This window comes from Curtobacterium sp. MWU13-2055, from assembly GCF_023242305.1.
Classification (GTDB): domain Bacteria; phylum Actinomycetota; class Actinomycetes; order Actinomycetales; family Microbacteriaceae; genus Curtobacterium.
Genome location: NZ_JALLIO010000013.1, coordinates 21022 through 38554, shown reverse-complemented (window position 1 = coordinate 38554; position 17533 = coordinate 21022). Strand labels below are relative to the sequence as shown.

15 protein-coding genes are annotated in these 17533 nt (G+C 72.4%); 9 read left to right on the top strand and 6 right to left on the bottom strand.

Annotation, left to right across the window (positions count from 1 at the left end; translation table 11 throughout):
- The first annotated feature begins 47 nt into the window (after positions 1-47).
- The 6 genes from M4960_RS18750 (at position 48) to M4960_RS18725 (ending at position 7386) form a co-directional block, all read left to right on the top strand.
- Positions 48-1328 carry an ABC transporter substrate-binding protein gene (locus tag M4960_RS18750; protein ID WP_248705086.1) on the top strand — a complete coding sequence of 427 codons (1281 nt, stop codon included), beginning with the start codon at positions 48-50 and terminating at the stop codon, positions 1326-1328.
- Between the two features lie 80 nt (positions 1329-1408).
- Positions 1409-2383 (top strand): carbohydrate ABC transporter permease, encoded by a 975-nt coding sequence (locus M4960_RS18745; RefSeq protein WP_207895555.1) that lies wholly within the window; start codon positions 1409-1411, stop codon positions 2381-2383.
- A complete protein-coding gene (locus M4960_RS18740) occupies positions 2380-3303 on the top strand; it encodes a carbohydrate ABC transporter permease (RefSeq protein WP_248705085.1) in 924 nt (307 codons plus the stop codon). The genes M4960_RS18745 and M4960_RS18740 overlap by 4 nt, the downstream gene beginning before the upstream one ends.
- Positions 3303-4985: a hypothetical protein gene (locus tag M4960_RS18735; protein ID WP_248705084.1), complete on the top strand. Its 1683-nt coding sequence runs from the start codon at positions 3303-3305 to the stop codon at positions 4983-4985. The genes M4960_RS18740 and M4960_RS18735 overlap by 1 nt, the downstream gene beginning before the upstream one ends.
- The gene (locus M4960_RS18730; protein WP_248705083.1) at positions 4982-6907 is read left to right on the top strand and encodes a DUF6807 family protein; all 1926 of its coding nucleotides are present in this window, start codon (positions 4982-4984) and stop codon (positions 6905-6907) included. Before M4960_RS18735 ends, M4960_RS18730 begins: the two co-directional genes overlap by 4 nt.
- Entirely contained in the window at positions 6904-7386 is a 483-nt protein-coding gene (locus M4960_RS18725) for a tetratricopeptide repeat protein (protein ID WP_123338400.1), read from the top strand. The genes M4960_RS18730 and M4960_RS18725 overlap by 4 nt, the downstream gene beginning before the upstream one ends.
- A gap of 271 nt (positions 7387-7657) precedes the next feature.
- Here the strand turns inward: M4960_RS18725 and M4960_RS18720 are convergent, their stop codons facing one another.
- From M4960_RS18720 to M4960_RS18710, 3 genes are all read right to left on the bottom strand, one after another.
- Positions 7658-7876 carry a PLDc N-terminal domain-containing protein gene (locus M4960_RS18720; protein ID WP_123294949.1) on the bottom strand — a complete coding sequence of 73 codons (219 nt, stop codon included), beginning with the start codon at positions 7874-7876 and terminating at the stop codon, positions 7658-7660.
- Between the two features lie 473 nt (positions 7877-8349).
- Positions 8350-9789, bottom strand: coding sequence for a GAF domain-containing serine/threonine-protein kinase (locus tag M4960_RS18715; protein ID WP_248705082.1), 1440 nt, complete (start codon positions 9787-9789; stop codon positions 8350-8352).
- Positions 9790-9919: 130 nt separating this feature from the next.
- The gene (locus tag M4960_RS18710; RefSeq protein WP_248705081.1) at positions 9920-10636 is read right to left on the bottom strand and encodes a GntR family transcriptional regulator; all 717 of its coding nucleotides are present in this window, start codon (positions 10634-10636) and stop codon (positions 9920-9922) included.
- 193 nt (positions 10637-10829) lie between these two features.
- Between M4960_RS18710 and M4960_RS18705 the strand changes: the two genes are divergently transcribed.
- Genes M4960_RS18705 through M4960_RS18695 form a run of 3 tightly spaced genes read left to right on the top strand, consistent with a single transcriptional unit; the run spans position 10830 to position 13764 of the window.
- The gene (locus M4960_RS18705; protein ID WP_248705080.1) at positions 10830-11591 is read left to right on the top strand and encodes a phosphonatase-like hydrolase; all 762 of its coding nucleotides are present in this window, start codon (positions 10830-10832) and stop codon (positions 11589-11591) included.
- Positions 11588-12658, top strand: a complete 1071-nt coding sequence (locus M4960_RS18700) for a zinc-binding dehydrogenase (protein ID WP_248705079.1) — start codon at positions 11588-11590, stop codon at positions 12656-12658. The genes M4960_RS18705 and M4960_RS18700 overlap by 4 nt, the downstream gene beginning before the upstream one ends.
- Positions 12655-13764, top strand: coding sequence for an alpha-D-ribose 1-methylphosphonate 5-triphosphate diphosphatase (locus M4960_RS18695; protein WP_248705078.1), 1110 nt, complete (start codon positions 12655-12657; stop codon positions 13762-13764). The genes M4960_RS18700 and M4960_RS18695 overlap by 4 nt, the downstream gene beginning before the upstream one ends.
- On the opposite strand, the gene M4960_RS18690 is transcribed toward M4960_RS18695, so the two are convergent.
- Genes M4960_RS18690 through phnC form a run of 3 tightly spaced genes read right to left on the bottom strand, consistent with a single transcriptional unit; the run spans position 13740 to position 17526 of the window.
- Positions 13740-14912 carry a TIGR03364 family FAD-dependent oxidoreductase gene (locus M4960_RS18690; RefSeq protein WP_248705077.1) on the bottom strand — a complete coding sequence of 391 codons (1173 nt, stop codon included), beginning with the start codon at positions 14910-14912 and terminating at the stop codon, positions 13740-13742. The genes M4960_RS18695 and M4960_RS18690 overlap by 25 nt on opposite strands.
- Entirely contained in the window at positions 14909-16702 is a 1794-nt protein-coding gene (locus M4960_RS18685) for an ABC transporter permease (protein ID WP_248705076.1), read from the bottom strand. The genes M4960_RS18690 and M4960_RS18685 overlap by 4 nt, the downstream gene beginning before the upstream one ends.
- Positions 16699-17526, bottom strand: a complete 828-nt coding sequence (phnC, locus tag M4960_RS18680; RefSeq protein WP_248705075.1) for a phosphonate ABC transporter ATP-binding protein — start codon at positions 17524-17526, stop codon at positions 16699-16701. Before phnC ends, M4960_RS18685 begins: the two co-directional genes overlap by 4 nt.
- Between the last annotated feature and the right edge of the window lie 7 nt (positions 17527-17533).

Sequence of the window (17533 nt, the reverse complement as noted above, 5' to 3'; positions counted from 1 at the left end):
CGCTCGCCCACGGCAGACGCCAGTGGTCCCGAACGAAAGCAGTGACGATGAAGTCATCCAAGAGAATGCTCGCGCTCGCCGGCGGCATCGCCGCACTGGCCCTGTTGAGCGGCTGTGCCTCCGGCAGCTCCGGCGACGGCGGCAAGGTCGATCAGCTGACCTTCTGGCTCTCCACCTCCACCGCGCAGGAGAAGGGCTACCAGGACCTCGCCACCGCGTACGAGGAGAAGACCGGCGTCACGGTCAAGATCGTGAACCTGCCGTACGACGGGCTGCAGACCAAGCTCCGCGAGTCCGCCCAGGCGAACTCGCTGCCCGACGTCGTGCGCGCCGCCGGCATCGACCCGATCTGGACCGGCAAGACCGTCGACCTGGCCTCGATCGTCGACGACGACGCGAACAAGATCGACCAGGACATCATCGCGAAGGACGACGACGGCAAGGTCACCTCGATCCCGTCCGACGTCACCGCTGCCGGCCTGTTCGTGAACAAGTCGCTGTTCGAGAAGGCCGGCGTCGACTACCCGAATGACCCCGCGAAGGCGTGGACCTGGGACGAGTTCCTCACGGCCGCCGACAAGGTGAAGGCGAAGACCGGCGCGAAGTACGACATGGTGTTCGACTCGTCACCGTCGCGTCTGCGCGCTTACATGTTCACCAAGGGCACCGACTTCATGCAGCAGGAGAAGGACGGCTCCTTCCCGACCGACGCGAAGACCGTCGACGCACTGCAGGACTTCGCCGACATGAACGACGACTCGGTCATGCCGAAGTCGGTGTGGACGAGCGGTCAGGACCCGAACGCCCTGTTCAAGAGCGGTCAGGTCGTCGCCTACTTCTCGGGTGTCTGGCAGTCGTCGGACTTCGCGTCGAACATCACCGACTTCGACTGGGCGAGCGCCGCCACCCCGGCCGACCCGACCCACGCCACCGAGATCAACTACGGCGGCAACATCGTCGGCTTCGAGAACTCGGACGCCCGCGGTGCCGCGGCGAAGAAGTTCATCGACTACATGTACGACCCGACGAACTACGCGAAGCTCGTGACGACGAACGGCTTCCTGCCGGTCGAGACCGGTCTGGACATCCAGTACCCGTTCGAGTCCCAGGCGGCCAAGGACTCCTTCGCGCTGTACCAGAAGGAGATCGACGCAGCCGACCCGATCTCGAGCTCCTACGCGAAGGAGAGCGCGAAGTGGGCGGTCGAGGGCAAGGAACTCGGCACCGATCCCACCACGGCCGAGGTCGGCAAGCTCATCAACGGGCAGCAGTCGGCGAAGAAGACCCTCGAGACGATCACGAAGTACTACGAGGAGCACGTCGGCTGACGGAACGGGGCCGGGCGCACGCGTCCGGCCCCGTTGTCCCTCCTTCCACAGCAGCACCACGTCGAACGAAGAGGATCATCGTGAGCATCCCCACCGCAGCCGGTGACGTGCAGACCGCCGTCCCCACCCCGGTGCCGCCCCGTCGGCCCGGAGCCGCGAAGACGACGAAGCGCCGCCGCTCCGGCGTCAGCAAGCCCGTCCTCGCCCCGATCCTGTTCGTGAGCGTCAACGCCGTCCTGTTCGTCGTGTTCTTCGTGTGGCCCGCCGTCATCGGCCTCGGCTACTCGTTCACCGACTACAACGGCGTCGTCGACCCGAAGTTCATCGGGTTGGCGAACTACTTCGAGCTGTTCGCCGACGACACCTTCTACGCAGCCCTCGGGCGCACCTTCCTCTACGCGATCGTCGCCGTCCCGCTCGGCTTCGTCCTCGCACTGTCGATGGCGCTGATGCTGACGAGCCCGGCGGCGAAGGGCCGCAGCGTCGCCCGCATCGTGTTCTTCGTGCCGTGGCTCATCTCCCCGATCGTCACCGGTGTCATCTGGCGGTGGATGTTCGGCGAGAACTTCGGCCTGGCGAACTTCGTCATCGAGTCCCTCGGTGGCAAGGCCGTGCCGTGGCAGTCGAACGCCGACCTGTCGCTGCTCGTGGTGGTGTTCGCCACCGCGTGGGCCGGAGCCGCCTTCAACATGCTGCTGTTCGTCGCTGCGATCCGGAACGTGCCGCAGTCGTACTACGAGGCGGCGTCCCTCGACGGGGCCGGCGCGTGGCACCAGTTCCGGTACATCACGCTGCCGAGCATCGCGCCGACGTCGTTCATCGTGATCCTGCTGTCGTCGCTCGGGGCGTTCAAGGAGTTCGCCACCATCCAGGCGCTCAACGGCGGCGGACCCGGCACCGACAACAACCTGCTCGTGCAGTACATATACACGAACGGGTTCCAGAACGCCCACATCGGCTACGCGAGCGCAGCGTCGATGGTCCTCATGCTCATCCTCATGGCCATCGCGCTCATCCAGCTGGCCGTGAACCGTCGGACGGAGGCCCGTCGATGACCGCCACCCTGCCCAGCGCCCCCGGCGCACCCGCAACCGACAACACGACCAAGAGCAAGAGCAAGAGCAAGAGCACGACCAAGACCAAGCGCCTCGACGGCCCGCCCCGTCCGAAGGCCATCGCCGCCACCGCCCTGCTCTGGGTCTTCATCATCGCCTTCGGCTTCCCGGTCCTCTGGTTCGTCCTGAGCGCCTTCAAGCCCGGCGGCGAGCTGTTCTCGTACCCGCTGACCCTGCTGCCGAAGAACTGGTCGGTCAGCGGCTTCACCGAGGCGTGGGCGAGCTACGACTTCGCCCGCTACTTCGGCAACACCGTCATCGTCGCGCTGGTCACCACCGTGCTCACCGTGCTGGCGAGCGCCGCCACCGGCTACGCCCTGGCGAAGTACGACAACAAGTGGCTGAAGGTCTTCTTCGTCTGCATCCTGGCGACGACGATGCTGCCGACCGAGGTCATCCTCGCGCCGACGTTCATCGTCATCCGCGACCTCGGCATGTACGACTCGTTGGCCGGCATCATCGTGCCGTCGGTCATCACCGCGACCGGCATCTTCATGTTCCGGCAGTTCTTCATCACGGTGCCCGACGACCTGGTCGAGGCCGCGCGCATCGACGGTGCGAGCGAGTTCGGGATATTCTGGCGGATCATGCTGCCGATCTCCCGGCCGATCATGCTGACGCTCGCGATCTTCTCGTTCCAGTGGCGGTGGAACGACTACATCTGGCCGCTCCTGGTGCTCAACGACCCGCACCAGTTCACGATCCAGATCGCGCTGCAGAGCATCGTCGGTGCCGAGAACGTCAACTGGACCGTCCTGCTCGGTGCCTCGGTGATCTCGATCATCCCGCTCGTGCTCATCTACCTGGTGTTCCAGAAGTACGTGAACGGCGCGGACCTCAACGCGGGACTCAAGGACTGATGGGGTTCCTCGACGCTGTCGGCCCGGCAGCGGACGACGCCGTCGCGCGCCTCCGGCTCGCCGACGACGATCCGGCTGCGCTGCAGCACCGGGAACTGATGGCGCGTGCCCTCGCCCTGGTCGGGGCGTGGGTCCGGAACGAGCGGACGGGAGGCCCCGATCGCCTTCCCGACGACGACCTCGCCACCGCGCACGGCTGGGTCCGGCACCTCGCGGCCCGGCAGTCCCCCGGCGGCACGTTCGTCGGCGGCGACAACGTGCTCTCCCCGCCGGACTCGGCGTTCACCGTGAACGACGTCTGCGACGCCCTCGAGCTGCTCGCGCCGTACCGGGCGTCGGTCCCGGCGGCCGCGGTGCTCGCCGACGACCTCGACCGGATCGTGCACCGTGCGACGCCGGCGCTGCTCACCGGTGGCGTGCACACGCCGAACCACCGGTGGGAGGTCTCGGCCGCGCTCGCCCGGATCCACCGACTGCACCCGGCACCGGAGCTGGTCGAGCGGATCGAGGAGTGGCTCGCCGAGGGCGCGGACATCGACGCCGACGGGCTGTGGTCCGAGCGCAGCCCGAACTACGCGGCGGCCGTCTCGTGCCCGTCGTTCCTCGTCCTCGCCTCGGTGCTCGACCGGCCGGAGCTGCTCGACCCCGTCCGCCGGTCGCTCGACGCCACCCTCGCGCTGCTGCTGCCCGACGACACCGTCGAGACCGTCCAGTCCCGCCGCCAGGACCAGTCGCAGGCGTTCGGCATCGGCGCGTACGCTCCCCTGCTCTGGCACCTGGCCGTGCTCGACGACCGCGCCGACCTCGCCGCCGTCGCTGCCCGGGCCGCCGTCGCGGACATGTGGCAGCCCGGTGCGGTCGCCGCCCGCGCGATGACGGATCCGCTGCTCGCCCGTCCGTTGCCCGTCGGTGCACCGCTCGAACCGGCCGTGCACACCTTCGCCGGCGCCCGGCTCGTGCACGTCCGAGAACAGGACCGCAGCGTCGTCCTGTTCGCCGGCTCGGACGTGCCGTCGCAGGGCCACGTCCGATCGGGCCTGGCGAACAGCCCCACGTTCCTGCGCGTGTTCGCCGGCTCGGTCGTGCTGTCCGACGTCCGGCTGTCGCGCGAGTTCTTCGGGCGCGGACCGTTCCGTCCGACCTCACTGGAGTCCCTCGGCGACGGGCGCTACCGACTCGTCGAGACCGTGTCCGCCGGCTACCACCAGCCCCTGCCCGCCGCGGCTCGACGGACCGACGGCGCCTACGCGCTCGGTGACGAGGGCCGGTTCTCGGCGTCGATGTCCTTCGGCTCGCGCGCGGCCGACACGGTCTCCCTCACCACGACGGTCGACGTCACCACCACGCCGGACGCGGTCTCGCTCGACGTGACGACCGAGGGCGCCGACGTGCCGTGGTCGCTCCAGCTGACGTTCCGCGGCGGGGGTACGTTCACGGGTGTGAGCACCGACGCCGCGACCGGGGAGACCGTCCTCGCCGACGGGACCGGCACCTACCGTGTCGGCGACGACACCGTGTCCTTCGAGGCCGGCAACGGCAGCGGCCCGACCCAGCCGGCGTTCTACGCGCCCGGACAGGACTACGCGTTCCTCGGCGGCACCGACCGACCGGACGGCGAGCACGTCCACGTGACCGGGCGCTCCCCCGGCACGACGCGCATCGTGATCGGCACCGCTCGATGACCCTCCCCGGCGTGGTGCTCGTCGGTGCGCGTGGGTACGGCCTGCACCACCGGGCGAACATCGACCGGCTCGTCGCCGCGGGGGTCTGCACGCTGACCGCCGTCGTCGACCCCACGCTGGGCACCACCACCGACGACGGCGCGGTCGTCGTGGCCGACGTCGTGGCAGCGCGCGACCACGGCCCGGTCGACGTCGTCGTCATCGCTGCCCCGATCGCCGCGCACCTGCCGCTGGCGCTCGCTGCCCTCGAGGCCGGTGCTGACGTCCTGCTCGAGAAGCCCCCGGTGACCACCCGCGACGCGCTCGACACCCTGCTCGACGCCGAGCAGCGCACCGGCCGCGTCGTGCAGGTCGGGTTCCAGAGCCTCGGGTCCGAGGCGCTGCCGGCGTTCCGTGACGGGTCGCTCGTCGGTCCGGTCCGCTCCGCCGCGGCCGTCGGCACGTGGACGAGGAACCAGGCGTACTGGGACCGCTCCGGGTGGGCCGGACGGCGTCGGGTCCAGGGCGTCGACGTCCTCGACGGCGTGGTAACGAACCCGCTCGCCCACGCGGTCGCGACGGCCCTGGCGCTCGTCGGCTGCCGTCGGGCGTCCGACGTCAGGCGCGTCGAGGTCGAGCTGTTCCGGGCGAACGACATCGAGGGCGACGACACCTCGGCTGTCCGGGTCACGACGAGCGCCGGCCTCGAAGCCACCGCGGCCCTGACCCTCTGCGCTCCGTCCGAGGTCCTGCCGACCGTTCGGGTCCGCGGCGCCGCCGGGAACGCCGTGCTGCACTACACGGCCGACGAGGTCACCGTCGGCGACACCACCCGGACCGTCGGCCGGACGGACCTGCTCGAGAACCTGCTCGCCCACCGGTCCCGCGGCGACGAACTGCTCGTCCCCCTGGTCTCCACGGGTGCGTTCGTCGAGGTGCTCGAGGCCGTCCGTGTCGCCGAGCCCGTCCGCATCGACCACCCCTGGGTGACGTGGGAGGGCGAGGGGCCTGCCCGTCGTCCGCTCGTCGCCGACGTCGAGGCGATCGTCGACCGCGCCGCCGACGCACGAGCGTTGTTCTCCGAGGTCGGCGCGCCCTGGGCCCACACCGCCCGCGACGAGGTGCTGCAGGTCCTGCGCGTCAGCGGGGCCCCGCTGGCCACGGAACTCGACGGCTCCGGGACCATCGCGACGTCGTCCCCGCGCCCGTACCTGCACCCCGTGCGGACCCTCGGCGGCACCGTCCTGAGCGCCCACCACCCGGCCGACCACGACTGGCACTGCGGTGTCGGGGTCGCGATCCCGGACGTCGACGGCGTGAACTGCTGGGGCGGCCGCACCTACGTGCACGGTCCGGGCTACGTGTGGCGCGACGACCACGGCCGCGTCGACGTCGTGCGGGCTGAGCAGCACCCCGCTCCGAACGGTGGCGGCACGGTCCAGGAACTCGTCTGGCGCGGCCCCGACCACACGGTCGTCCTGCACGAGGACCGCACCCTCGCCTGGCGCGCCGTCGACTCCGGGTGGGAACTGACCTGGTCGTCGTCGTTCCGAACCCCCGGCGACGCCGTCGTACACCTCGGCGGTCCGGGCAGCAACGGCCGGATCGGTGCCGGGTACGGCGGGTTCTTCTGGCGCTTCGCCGACTGCACCGACGTGGTCGTCCGGACCGCTGACGCGCAGGGCGAAGCGGCGGTGCACGGCTCGGTCGCGGCCTGGGTGGAGTGGTCCGCGGTGTTCGAGGGAGCGCCTGCGACGATCCGGCTCGAAGCGCTCGACCACCGCGATCCCTGGTTCGTCCGGGCCGCCGAGTACCCGGCGATCGGTTCGGCCCTCGCCTGGCGTGCGCCGGCGCTCGTGCACCCCGGCGTCCCGCTCGTCCGGTCCTTCCGCGCGACGATCGCCGACGGCGCGACGCCGCGCGGCAATACGCTGGACCGATGAGCACCGCAGACTGGGAAGCCCGCGTCGCCGCACTCTGGGCCGACGACACGATCGACGACCAGCAGCGCATCGACCGCATGCGCGAACTCGCCGACGCTGCGCCGCACCCGGCCCTCGGCGCGTTCGAGCTCGGCGGCGCGAACGACTCCGGCGGCCACGAGGCCGAGGCCGACGTCCACTACGCAGCCGCCACCGCCGCGGGACTCGCCGACGTCGATCCCGCCCGTGCAGCGCAGATGGTCGTGCAGCACGCCTCGACCCTGCGGAACCTCGACCGCGTCGACGAGGCCATCGCTATGCTCCGCGACGCCCCGGAACACCCGTCCACCGGTGCTGCGCCGAAGGTGTTCCTCGCGCTCGCCCTGCACAGTGCGGGCCGTCACGACGAGGCGCTCCGTGTCGCGATCGAGGCCGTCGAACCGACGCTCCCCCGCTACCACCGCTCGGTCCGCGCCTACGCTGCTGCCCTCACTGAGTGAACTGCACGAGCCGGGCGACGGTGAGGGCCCGGCTCGCGGGGACGCGGACGTCCCTCCCGTCCGGTCGCGACACCCGAATCGCGGCGGGACGAGCTGCGGGGCAGGACAGGAAGGAAGCGTCGACGCTCGACAGAGGCCCAGAGAGGCGCTTCCTCCCCACGGGTCGATCGTGCTTCGACCACTTGCGGATTCGGGTTCCGTTACCTCGCACAGCATGCGCCTGCGCGGCCTGAACCGATAGGGGCAGTGCCCGATCAGCCGGGATCGGCGGTCAGGCGTTCCGTCGCTGCAGCGCTTCTGCAGCCTTGCCGAGCAGCCAGTTGACGGCCCAGCCCAGCACGCCGATGACCGGCAGTGCGAGGATCACGAGCGTCCAGAGGACCTTGACCACGAGCGTGCGCCGACGGTCACGCCAGACCTGGACGAGCGCGAGGACCTCGAGGGCCAGCATCAGCAGGAGCACAATCACGTGCGACTCGGACAGGTCCATGAACACAGTGCAATCCCTCCGTGGCGGCCGCTGCCGCGCAACGAACCGACAGTAGGGCCGACGCCGCCGCCCACGCCACCTCCCGTCCAGGTGTCACCGCGCCACCGTTCCCGCACCCGCATTGCCCCCGAACCCGCGAACGGGCGAAATACCCCGGCCGGCCGGCTCCTCACCCCGGCATTTCGCCCGTTCGCGCGAGCGGGCACTCGTATTCCAGCGGATGCATGCGAGTTGCGGCATGCGACCGTGAGCGGGCGAAATGCCCGGGTCGCGGGGCGCGCAACCCCGGTATTTCGCCCGCTCGGCGTCCAGCGCGCGCCGATCGGGCGAGCGGGCAGCCCGGCGGGAGGCACGCGGGCGGGCAGGCAGGCAGCCGTCCGCGGGCGGGACCGACGCACGAGGCGCGACCGTAGGGCGGACGGGAGGCGCGGGGCGGGCCCGCACCGGGCCTCCCGTCCGTCAGCGGCGACCGTCTAGGGCCGCGCGCCCTCCTGCGGGACCGCCTGCGCGACCGGCAGGGAGTCGCTCGTCGTGCGGAGCGACTCCTGCCGGATCTCGAGCTGCGTCACGGCGAGCGCGGCCAGGTCGTGCAGGTTGGCGAGGTCGCCCTCCGTCGCCTGCCGCGGCTTCGTGTCGAGCACCGCGAGGGTGCCGATCGGGACACCGTCGTGCCGCACGAGCGGCACGCTCACGTAGAACCGGATGCCGAGCGCGCCGGTGACGAGCGGGCTGTGCTGCATGTCGGGGTGGATCGACCCGTCCGGGATCACGACGGGGACCGCGACGGGCGCGAAGCCGTTGCCGAAGTTGATGTTGCGCGCTGCTTCGTCGACGCCCTCGGCGATGTACGACTGCGACCAGGCGCGGTCCTCGTCGAGCACCTCGACCAGGGCGATGGGCGCGTCGAACAGGCGGGCGGCCATGGCGGTGGTGCGGTGCAGGGCCTCGTCGGGCAGGGTGTCGAGCGTCGCCGGGCGGGCCGTGTCGGCGTCGGCTCGCGGCGCACCGGCAGCGGCAGCGGCGGTCGGTGCCGCGGCCGTGGTGTCCACGACGTGGTCGGTGCCGGCGGTCTCGGTCATGACGACGTCGCGCAGCATCGTGACCAGCTCGGCGCCGGCGGGGCGCGCGGCCGGGTCCTGCACGGTCATCGCACGGAGCAGCTGCTTCCAGTGCTCGGGCAGTGGCTCGGGTACGACCGGGTCGCGGGACAGCCGGGCAACCGCGGACTCGACGAGCGAGCCGGGGAACTCGCGGCGGCGGGTGAAGCACTGCAGCAGTACGAGGCCGAGCGAGTAGACGTCGCTCGGGCTCCCGACGTCGCCGCCGCGGGCCTGCTCGGGGCTGAGGTAGGCGGCGGTGCCGGTGGTGACGCCGTCGGCGGTCATGCGTTCGACGCCCGCGGCGAGCGCGATGCCGAAGTCGGTGAGCCGCGCGCGGGCACGGTCGGAGTCGTGGCCGTAGTCGACGAGCAGGATGTTCGACGGCTTGATGTCGCGGTGCACGACGCCGTGGCTGTGGATGTAGTGCAGCGCCTCGGCCATGTCGTAGCCGATCTCGGCGATGTGGCGGGAGGCGAGCGGGCCGACGGCGAGGCGTTCCTCGAGGTCCTGGCCGACGACCAGCGCCATCACGAGGTACCGCTGGTGGGTGCCGTCGTGGCCGGTGACGACGCCGGTGTCGAGCAGGCTGACGAGGTTGTGGTGCTCGAGCGAGGCGAGCACGCCGAGTTCGGCCTCTTGCCGGGCGATGTCGACGGTGCCGGCGTGGAACACCTTGACGGCGACGGGGCGGTGCAGGCTCTCGTCGATGCCGCGGTACACGACGGACATGCCGCCCTGGCCGATGGCGTGTTCGAGTCGGTAGCGCCCGTCGAGCAGTGGGGCCGCGGACTGGGGGTCCTCGGTCGGACTCATCGAACCTCGTTCTCGGTGCGGGCAGGCGTCGGTGCATCCTCCCATCCCGAGGGGGTTCGTGGGGGCCCCCGGCGTTCTCCGGATGGACGGCGCGACAGCACGGCGTGCGCGGGGAAGCGGCGCCGACGCGTCAGCCCGTCGGCCCGCTCTCGAACAGCACCCGCATCGCGTCGGCCCGGATCCAGCGCTCGCTCACCAGGAGCGGCCGCCCGGTGCCGGCGTCGACGGTGCAGCTCTCGATGAACCACCCGAGGGTGACCTCGTCCAGGTCCAGGTGCCGTGCGACCTCGTCGGTGACCACGTCCGCACCGGCGCGCACCCACCGGCGGACGGGCTCGGCGCCGGCGGCCTCGCGCAGCACGTCGTAGAGCGAGTTCCGCACCCGCAGCGCCTGCCCGAGTTCGGGGACGACCGTGCGGGGCACCCACTCGACGCCCCACGCGGCGGGCAGTCCGTCGACGAGTGAGCGCCGGGTCAGCCGGTGGCACGGCGCTCCGGGTTCGAGCCCGAGGTGCGGCGCGACGGATGCGGGCACCGGCGCGAGGGTGCAGGACAGCGTGACGCTCGAGGGTTCTCCCCCGGCGTCGCGCACGGTGCGGCTCCACGAGGGTGCGGCGGCGGAGCCGATCCGGTAGTCGATGCGCCGTGCGACGAAGCTCCCGACGCCCTTGACCCGACGGATCCGGTTGCGGCGCTGCAGGTGCTGCAGGGCGGCGCGGGCGGCGGAGCGGCCGACGCCGAAGCGTGCGGCGAGTTCGGCCTCGCTGGCGACCCGGGTGCCGACGACGGCATCGGCGAGCTCGGCTTCGAGCTCCGCCGCGATCTCGAGGTAACGCGTTTCCGGCACGCTGCGGACTGTAACCGAGGTGGCGGGCCCGTCGCACACCTGTCCGGACAGGAGCGCTGCAGGCTCCCGGCGCTGTTCACCTGCCGGACACCTGCGGACTGGATGGTGGTCATCGGTTCCTCGGACGCTGTGGGCAGCCCCGCTCTCGCGGGAGACAGCCCGCAACCGCGGGTGACCGGACCACAGGAGCCCCATGATCTCGCTCGTCTGCCTCGACATGGCAGGGACCACCGTGCACGACGGCGGTGTCGTCGTCGACGCCTTCCGCACCGCCCTCACCGACGTCGGCCTCGAGCCCGGCACGGCTGCGCACGACCACGCCGTGCAGTACGCGCTCGACACCATGGGCCAGTCGAAGATCGCCGTGTTCACGGCTCTGTTCGACGGTGACACCGCGCGAGCCGAGGCGGCGAACGCTGCCTTCGAGCGCGCCTACGCGGCGACGGTGGGACGTGGCGTCCGGCCCGTCGACGGTGCGGTGGACGTCCTGGAGGCCCTGCGCGCGTCCGGCACGAAGGTCGCGTTGACGACGGGGTTCAGCCCAGTGACCCGCGACGCCGTCCTCGACGCGCTCGACTGGCAGGACCGGGTCGACCTCGCGCTGTCGCCGGCCGACGCCGGTCGTGGCCGTCCGTACCCGGACATGGTCCTGACCGCCGTGCTGCGCACGCAGACCGACGACGTGCGCCAGGTCGCCGTCGTCGGTGACACCGTGGCCGATCTGCTGACGGGCACCCGTGCCGGGGCGTCGGTCGTCGCCGGGGTCCGGACCGGGACCCACCAGGACGCCGACTTCGCCACCGTGCCGCACACGCACGTGCTCGACTCCGTCGTCGACCTGCCCGCACTGCTCGCCGGACTCGACGCGGCCGCGCTCGGGACCGACGTGCCGCGCGCCGACGAGCTCAGCGCCGACGAGCCGCGCGCCGACGACTTCAGCGCCGTGGCGCGGTGACCGACGTCGACGCCCGGTACGCGCTCTGGCACGGGATCGGGCACCCGGTCACGGTCGAGGAGCACGCCGGTGCCCTGCCGATGCCCGACGGGTCCGTCCTGGTCGCGATCGAGGCGGCGACGGTGTGCGGCAGTGACCTGCACACGGCCCTCGGGCACCGCGCCGGACCAGCGCCGAGCGTCCTCGGGCACGAGCAGGTCGGCCACGTCGTCGCGATCGCCCCGGGGTTGGTGCCGACCACCGTCGCCGGCGTCCCCGTCGCCCTCGGTGACCGGGTCGTCTGGTCGGTCGCGGCGTCGTGCGGCACGTGCGACCGGTGCCGTGCCGGGCTGCCGCAGAAGTGCCGGTCCCTGCGGAAGTACGGTCACGAGGCATCGACCGCCGACTGGCTCCTCAACGGCGGGTTCGCGACGCACTGCGTCCTGTTGCCCGGCACCGCGATCGCGGTCGTGCCCGAGCACCTGCCTGCCGTGGTCGCCGCCCCGGCCGCGTGCGCCACGGCCACCGTCGCCGCAGCACTCGACGCGGTGGACCGCCCGCTCGCCGGGGCTCGGGTCCTCGTGACGGGTGCGGGCATGCTCGGGGTCACGGCGGTCGCGATGGCCGTCGCCGCCGGGGCCACCGTCGTCGTCTCGGACCCCAACGCCCGGCGACGTGCCCTGGCCGTGTGCTTCGGTGCGGATGCTGCGGTGTCGCCGGGCGAGCCGGTGGCTGCTGTCGACGTCGCGATCGAGCTGTCCGGCTACCCGGACGCCGTCGAGACCGCGGTGGACGCCCTCGACGTCGGCGGCACGGCCGTCCTCGTCGGCGCGGTGTCGTCGAGCCGCCCGGTGTCGCTCGACCCCGAGCGCATCGTGCGGGGGTTGCTCCGGATCGTCGGCGTGCACAACTACGCACCCCGGCACCTCGCCACCGCGGTGGACTTCCTGGCGTCGACCGACCTGCCGTTCGCCGACCTGGTCGAACCCGCCGTCGGACTCGAGGGCGTCGACCACGCCGTCGTGACCCCGCCGTCGGCCGGGTACCTGCGCCGCGCGGTCGTGCCGTCCAGCATGCTGGTCGGATGACGACGTACCGCGCCGCCCGTGTCCACCGCGGCGCGGGCACCGACGACACCGTCCTGCACGTGCGGGACGGTGTCGTCGTCGCATCGCAGCCCGACGACGACGTGGTCGACCTCGGCGACGTCGAGCTGCTGCCCGGGTTCGTCGACGTGCACGCCGACTCCCTCGCCCGGTTCGAGCAGCCACGCCCCGGCGTCGGCGTCCCGCTGCCGCACGCCCTCGATGCCTTCGCCGCCGATGCGCTGCTCGCCGGCGTGACCACGGCGTTCCTGTGCTGCTCGATCGAGCCCGACACCGTGCCGACCCGGAGCGCGGAGCACGCGGCCGACGTGCTCGACGCCCTAGCGACCACGCCGCTGCCGATCGACGTCCGCGTGCACCTGCGCGTCGACGTGACGGACGACGGCACCGTGGACGCGCTCGAGCGGCTCGTCGCCGGTGCCCCGGCGCGCATCGGACTCGTGTCGTACATGGACCACACGCCGGGCCGCGGGCAGTACCCGGACGAGGCGGGGTGGCGTCGCGCCTACCGGGCGCTGGACCGACTCGGCAACGACGAACTCGATGCACGCCTCGACCGGTTCCGCCGCGGAGCCGCCGGGGTCCCGGGCCGCCGCGAGCGCATCGCCGCGGTCGCTCGCGCAGCCGGTGTCGTCCTCGCCGCGCACGACGACGACTCGGCCGAAGCCGTGCGGACCGCGGCGCACCTGGGCGCCGGCATCTCGGAGTTCCCGGTGACGTCGGACGCCGCGGAGACGGCCACCACCGAAGGGCTCGGCGTCGTGGTCGGTGCACCGAACCTGTGGCGCGGTGGCTCGCACGGGTCCGGACCCTCGGCTCGGTCGGCGCTCGTCGCCGGGCACGCCGACGTCGTCACGTCCGACTACCACCTCGGCTCGCTGCTCCCCGGGCTGCGTGCCGCCGCGGCAGCCGGGGTCGCGCCCTTCGACCACCTCGTCCGGACCGCCACCACGGCACCGGCGCGGCACACCGGTCTCGACGACCGCGGCTCCCTGACACCCGGACACCGTGCGGACGTCGTCGCGGTCCGTGGCGAGCGCGTCGTCGGGGTGTGGGTCGCCGGTCAGCGGGTGCTGGCGCGCACCTGATCCTGGTGCTGCCCGGGTACGGCGTCGAGCACCGACGGTGCCAGGCCGAGTCCGGTGGTCATGCCGATGCCCGTCGTCACCGTGACGACGTCGACGGCCGGCAGCGGGTGCTCGACGAGGAACTCCTGCCGGGGCGAGGACGCGTAGACGCCCTGCCACCGGTCGAGCACGCGGAGCGGCGCACCGAACAGCCGCTCGGTCTCGGCGACGAGCAGCCGGAAGCCGTCCTCGTCCTGGAACGGTGGAGCGTCGACCTCACGCTCGTGGGTGTCCCCGACGATGACGCTGCCGTCCGGCGGCGACGTGTACATCTGGTTGAGGTCCCAGCGGATGCCGTCGGGCAGCGACGCCGCCAGGGCGGACCGGAGGGCCTCGGCACTCGGCATCGCCGCGAACCCGGAGTACCGGAGCAGCGACCACCCGGTGAGCAGCGGCGTCGCGAGCGGGAAGGCCAGCGGGATCGCGGCGCGGAGCATGTGCAGTCGGCACCGGACGACCCCGGCCGCCTCGGCGAGGGCCGGGAACAGCTGGTCGACGTCGTGGTTCGTGCAGACGACGATGCGGTCGGCCTCGATGGTGCCGCGCGCCGTGCGGACCGCGCCGGTCTCGATCCCGAGCGCAGCGGTGCGCCAGTGGAACCGGACCCCCTGGGTGGCGAGCCAGGCGGCGATGGCGGGTGCGGCCTCCCGGGGGTCGACCTGCAGGTCCTGCGCGAGGTGCGCTCCCCCGCTGGCCGTGGCGGGGTCAACCGGCACGGCGGCCGCGATCGCGGACCCGTCGAGCAGGCGGACGTCCGCGCCCGTGGCGCGGTACTCCTCGAGCACCGCGAGCTCTTCCGGACGGCGCGCGACGACGTGCGCCCCGCGCTCTCGAGCCGTGAACCCGGCGAGCGGAGCCAGCGTGAGCCACCGGTGGCGGGCCTCCTGGGCGTACCCGGCGGCCTCGCCCGTCTGCGGGGTGATGCAGGCGTGCCCGAAGTTGCGGACGCTCGCACCGACGACGCCGGCGGCCCGGTCGACGACGGCGACCCGTGCGCCGCGGAGCATCGCCTCGTAGGCGACGCCGAGGCCGACGATGCCGGCGCCGACGACGAGGACGTCGACGCGCTCGGTGCTGGCCGTCGTGACTGTCGTTGTCGTCGTGCTCACCGGAAGACCCTCCGCATCCACATGGCGATGCCCTCGACCACGAGCACCGTGACCAGGATCATCAGCACGATCCCGGTGACCGAGGCGTAGTTCGAGCCCTGCGCGGCGTTGAGCAGGTAGTAGCCGATCCCACCACCACCGACGATGCCGAGGATGGTCGCCGCGCGGATGTTCGTGTCGACGAGGTAGAACGTGTGACCGATCATCGCCCGGATGCCCTGCGGCACCGTCGCGCCGGCGTACCGCTGGAACCGGGTCGCACCGGTGGCGGTGAGGGCGCGTTCCGGGCCGGGCTGGACCTCTTCCAGCGAGTCGGCGACGAGCTTGCCGAGCAGGCCGATGCCGCCGAACGCGAGCGCGAGGGTGCCGGCCTGGGCGCCGAGGCCGGTGATGACGATGAGCACCACCGCCAGGATCGTCTCCGGGATCCCGCGCACGACGACGAGCAGGAACCGGGCGCCGGTCCGGACGCCGCGGGTCGGTGCGACGTTGCGGGCCGCGAACGAGCCGATCACCATCGAGAACACGAGCGCGAGCAGGGTGGCCGCGAGTGCGATGGCGACGGTGTCGAACATCGCGGAGAACATCACGCCGGCGCCGTAGCTGCCGAACGACGGCGGCCAGAACTGGGCGGCGACCGGCGGGATCTTGCCCCACACGGTGGCGAGGTCGCCCCAGGCGATGTCGCACACCACGACGCTGCCGATGACGACCAGGACCGCGACCCAGGACCACACCGTGGTGCGGACGCGCGCTGCGGTCCACGGGCGGCGGAGGGCGTCGTCGGGGGTGGCGAAGCGCGCGGCGGCGGCGACGGCGCCGGGCTCGGCCGTGGCGCGGGGCTCGGCCGTGGCGCGGTTGCGCTGGCGCCCCTCGCCGCTGGCCTGCCGGCGGCGCATGCCCGCACGGATGGCGCTCGCGCCGATCCCCCGGCCGGCCGGAGCGACGCCGAGCATGGCGGCCCGGACCGAGCTCGACACGATCTCCATGAGCACGCACAGCGCGAAGATGACGATCGCGTACCCGATGCCGAGCGAGTAGTCGAGGGACTTGAACGCGAACGACATCTCGCGGCCCAGGCCGACGATGCCGACGTACCCGAGGATCACCGAGCCCCGCAGGTTGATGTCGTTGCGGTGCAGGATCGTCGCGACCCACGACGGCAGCACCTGCGGCAGCACGCCGGCCGTGAACTGCTGCAGGCGGTTGCCCCCGGTGGCGCGGATCGCGGTGCGGGGCCCTTCGTCGATCTGCTCGATGGCGTCGGCGAAGAGCTTCGAGATCATGCCGATCGAGTGGATGCCGATGGCGAGGATGCCGGGCAGCGGGCCGATCGTGAACATCAGCACGAACACCATCGCGAGGACGACGTCCGGGACCGCGCGGGTCAGGACGCTCACGAACCGCGCGGCGGCGATCCACCCGCGGCCCGGACTGGTGTTGCCTGCGGCGAGGTAGGCGACGGGGACGCTCAGCACCGCGGCGAGCAGGGTGCCGAGCAGCACGAGCCCCACGGTGAGCGCGGTCTGCTGCAGCAGCGTCGCGGCGTCCGGGAACCGGACGGTGCCGACGCGCTGGAAGAAGTGCTCCGCGTTCGACCACGACGCGATCATGTTCGGCACCGAGATGTCGATCCGGGCCAGGGCGACGCACGCCAGCACGGCCAGGGCGACGAGCGTCAGGCCGGCGGCGACGCGCTCGGGCGAGACGCGGCGGCGCGGTGCGGCGGCGACGGCCTGCTCGGGCGAACGGTGGGTGCGGACGACGGGCCGCTCGGTGACGGCGGTCACGCTGGCAGTCCGCTCGTGGCGTCCACGGTGTCGTGCAGCGCCTCGACGGCCTCGAACTCGTCGGTCGACGTCGCGACCTGGCCGTAGATCTCCATGACCTGTGCCTTGCCGAGCCCCTCGGTGCGGGTGTCGAGGACGACCTCGCCGTGCCGGAGTCCGATGATCCGGTCGGCCCAGGACAGCGCGAGGTCGACCTGGTGCAGGCTGCACAGGACCGTCAGGCCCCGCTCGGCGGCGATCTCGCGGATGAGCCCCATCACCTGGCCGCTCGACTCCGGGTCGAGCGACGCGACGGGCTCGTCGGCGAGCAGGACCGACGGGTCCTGCATGAGCGCCCGGGCGATCGCGACGCGCTGCTGCTGCCCGCCCGACAGGGTGTCCGCCCGCTGGTAGGCACGATCGAGCAGCCCGACGCGGTCCAGGTGCACGAGCGCTCGGTGCCGCAGCCGGCGGGGGTAGGACCACAGCCCGAGCCGCGGGCCGCGCAGGGTGGCGAGCGCCCCGGTCAGGACGTTCTCGAGCACGGTCAACGCGGGCACGAGCTCGAACTGCTGGAACACGAACCCGACCTGTCGGCGCAGCTCGCGGAGTCTCCGGCCGGACAGGTCGTGCACGGCCGTCCCACCGACCCGGACGGTGCCGGAGGTGGGCAGTTCGAGGGCGTCCACGTGCCGGAGCAGCGTGGACTTGCCGGACCCGGACAGCCCGAGGAGGACGACGACCTCGCCCGGTCGGACGGTCAGGGACACGTCCCGGAGCGCGGTGGTGCCACCGAAGCGCTTCGTGAGTGCGGTGATCTCCACCGCGGGGTCGTCGTGCGTCATGCGTGCT